The following is a 3,721-nucleotide window of genomic DNA, read 5'->3' on the forward strand; positions in this document are numbered from 1 at the left end:
AAGGAAACTACAATATTTCTTCAACAGAGAAGAAATGCGGGCCTCTTCCAGGAATTCTTTACTTTCATCGTCAATGTAAAGTACTATATCTGTACCACGGTCAGCTTTATCAATGTTCTCAATAGTGAACTCCGGACTGCCATCGCAACTCCATTTCACTGCTTGAGCACCTTCTTTATGGGATTTCGTGATTATTTCCACTTTCTTAGCCACCATGAAAGCTGAATAAAAGCCTAAACCGAAGTGGCCGATAATTGCATTAGCATCATTCTTATACTTCTCCAGGAAATCGTTGGCACCTGAAAAGGCAATTTGGTTGATATATTTGTCGATTTCTTCGGCAGTCAAACCAATACCACGGTCTGAAACAGTAATTGTATCTTTTCCTAAAGACACATGTACGGTCAAATCGCCAACCTCACCTTTAAACTCGCCAATAGAGGCTAAGGTTTTCAACTTCTGCGTAGCATCTACGGCATTAGAAACTAACTCACGGAGAAAAATTTCATGATCGCTGTACAAGAACTTTTTGATAACGGGGAAAATGTTTTCGGTAGTTACCCCAATATTTCCTTTTTGCATACTACTTATGATTTATATTTTTAAGTTTATATATTTAATCGTTTGGCAAGTATAATGCAAAAAAAATGCCAGCCCATAAGGACTGACATTTTGACTGTTTATCATCTTCTAAGAAGACTTCATTTTTATACTTTCTTGATGTCCAGTTCTCCTTTTTCTTCGTTCAAAGAGACAGAAATCGTATCACTCGTCTGCAATTCGGAAGAAATAATCAATTCCGAAAGTCCATCTTCCAAATAAGTCTGGATGGCACGCTTCAACGGGCGGGCACCAAACTGCACATCGTATCCTTTAGATGCCATGAATGTCTTGGCTTTAGCATCAATAACAAGCTTATATCCAAGAGATTCTACGCGCTCATACAAGCCTTTCAACTCGATATCGATAATCTTTTCGATAGCATCCAGCGAAAGCTGGTCGAAAGTAATAATCTCGTCGACACGGTTCAGAAACTCAGGGGCAAATGACTTATTCAAAGCCTTTTGTATCACGCCACGTGAATATTCTTTATCATCCGTACGATTCTGGGCGGCAAAACCTACACCACGACCGAAGTCTTTCAAGTGACGTGTACCAATGTTTGAAGTCATGATAACCACTGTATTCTTGAAGTCTACAGTTCTGCCATAACTGTCAGTCAGACGACCTTCATCCATCAGTTGTAACAAGATGTTGAATACATCCGGGTGAGCTTTCTCAATCTCGTCCAACAATACGATAGAGTAAGGTTTACGGCGCACTTTCTCTGTCAACTGTCCGCCTTCTTCGTATCCTACGTATCCCGGAGGTGCACCAACAAGACGAGAAACGGTAAACTTCTCCATATATTCACTCATATCCACACGTATCAGCGCATCGGCAGAGCCAAACATATATTTCGCCAACTGTTTCGCCAAGTGAGTTTTACCCACACCCGTAGGCCCCAGGAACAAGAATGTTCCGATAGGACGGTTAGGATCTTTCAATCCTACACGACTACGCAGAATTGCTTTCGTCACCTTTTCAATAGCCGGGTCCTGAGCTATAACTTTAGCTTGCAACTCTTCTTTCATACCCGCCAACTTGATACCTTCAGCCTGCGCCATACGCTGTACAGGCACACCGGACATCATAGAAACCACATTCGCAATTTCCTCCTCACCAACTATCTGGCGATCATCTTTTAAGCGAGCTTCCCATTCAGCCTTCATCTCTTCCAGACGAGCAGAAAACTCTTTCTCATGATCACGGAAACTGGCAGCAAGTTCGAAATTCTGCGATTTCACCGCATCCGCCTTTTGTTGACGGGCTTCTTCAATCAGTTTCTCCTGTTCTTCAATCTCTTTCGGAACAGTAATGTTTGTCAGATGGACGCGCGAACCGGCTTCGTCCAGAGCATCAATAGCCTTATCCGGGAAATTACGGTCAGTAATGTAGCGGTCTGTCAACTTGACACATGCTTCCAGCGCTTCATCCGTATAAGTCACATTATGATGGTCTTCGTACTTCTCTTTAATATTCTTCAATATCTGGAGCGTTTCCTCAGCAGTGGTCGGTTCAACAATCACTTTCTGGAAACGGCGTTCCAAAGCACCGTCTTTTTCTATATTCTTCCGGTATTCATCAAGGGTAGTGGCACCTATACATTGTATTTCACCACGTGCCAATGCAGGTTTCAACATATTGGCAGCATCCATAGAACCGGCAGCTGCTCCGGCACCCACAATCGTGTGAATCTCGTCAATAAACAGAATTACGTTCGGATTCTTCTGCAACTCATTAATGATAGAACGAATACGTTCCTCAAACTGTCCGCGATACTTGGTTCCGGCTACTACAGAAGCCATATCAAGCATTACCACACGTTTATCAAACAGAATACGGGATACTTTCTTCTGAACAATACGTAATGCTAATCCCTCTACAATAGCTGATTTACCTACACCAGGTTCACCTATCAATACCGGGTTATTCTTCTTACGACGGCTCAATATCTGAGCCAACCGCTCGATTTCACGTTCACGACCTACCACAGGATCCAGTCTACCTTCTTCCGCAGCCCGGGTCATATCCATACCAAAGTTATCCAATACCGGAGTATCATTGGATGGTTTCTTAGACGCAGTTTGCGTAGAAGACTGTGAACTACCACTTTGAGAAGAGCGTGAAGACATATTCATTTCATCTTCTTCCTCGTCATCATCTTCCGTAAATCCCATACCTGCGTTAGGGCTGGCTTTCATGGAAAGCTGTTCGAACACTGACTTATAATCTATATTATTTTCTTCCAATACCGTAGCGGCCAAATTATTACCGTCTTTCAAGATAGCCAGCAATACATGTTCAGTATCAGCAGTGGCACTCTTCAGCAGACGAGCCTCGAGTATACACATTTTCAATATCTTAGCTGCCATCGGAGACAATGGAATGTCTGCATCGGGCAACAAGTTATCATCTTCAATCTCTTTTAAAAAACCTTCCAGACGTTTCTTAACTCTGTTTAGGTCTATATCCAGTTTCTGCAATATTTCTATAGCTTTCCCTCCGCCGTCTCGCAACATGCCGAGTAGAAGATGCTCCGGACCGATATATCTATTTTTCAGCCGGTTAGCTTCCTCCTTGCTGTAAGTGATAATGTCAGAAACTCTTTGTGAAAACTGATTATTCATACTTAATATTCTCCTTCCTTATTCTAAGGTGTTACTTAATACAAAGATACGCATTTATAATTTCCAGTACGTATTTCATCGTTTTATTTATTATTTATATACAAAACCCGTGCCACAGTTTAATATCCGTTCACCAGTATCATACTAAAGTGCTTTCATTCTTGGGAAAAAGCTCCTTATTAATACCTTATTTATATATTATAAGAACAAAGTAGGTGAGAGAATGGTTCTGAAATAAAGTTTATGGGCGAAAACTTTTGTATATCGTAAAAAAGCAGTACTTTAGCGTGGTTTTTCATGAACCAAAGTATGTATAATTAATAATCTTTTTAAATGCTTGAACAAGACAGAATTATAAAGATTAACATCGAGGAGGAAATGAAGTCATCGTACATTGACTACTCCATGTCGGTCATCGTTTCGCGTGCCCTTCCGGATGTTAGAGATGGTTTTAAGCCTGTCCACCGTAGAATTCTCTTCGGAATGATGGG

The 3,721-nt window shown here is 41.4% G+C and carries 3 protein-coding genes; 1 reads left to right on the forward strand and 2 read right to left on the reverse strand.

Annotation, left to right across the window (positions count from 1 at the left end; genetic code table 11):
- Positions 1 to 582 (reverse strand): ATP-binding protein (locus tag BACCELL_RS26205; RefSeq protein WP_007214235.1); only part of this gene is annotated, 582 nt, incomplete at its 3' end.
- Positions 583 to 707: 125 nt separating this feature from the next.
- The gene (locus BACCELL_RS21720) at positions 708 to 3,230 is read right to left on the reverse strand and encodes an ATP-dependent Clp protease ATP-binding subunit (protein WP_007214236.1); all 2,523 of its coding nucleotides are present in this window, start codon (positions 3,228 to 3,230) and stop codon (positions 708 to 710) included.
- A gap of 405 nt (positions 3,231 to 3,635) precedes the next feature.
- Here BACCELL_RS21720 and BACCELL_RS27825 point away from each other — a divergent pair.
- The coding region (locus tag BACCELL_RS27825; RefSeq protein WP_428829214.1) for a DNA gyrase subunit A at positions 3,636 to 3,721 on the forward strand (86 nt) is incomplete at its 3' end.

The organism is Bacteroides cellulosilyticus DSM 14838, from assembly GCF_000158035.1.
Lineage (GTDB): Bacteria > Bacteroidota > Bacteroidia > Bacteroidales > Bacteroidaceae > Bacteroides > Bacteroides cellulosilyticus.

Coding starts and splice junctions, on each gene's coding strand:
- BACCELL_RS21720 (WP_007214236.1), bottom strand. CDS start 3,230: ATGAATAATCAGTTTTCACAAAGAGTTTCTGACATTATCACTTACAGC.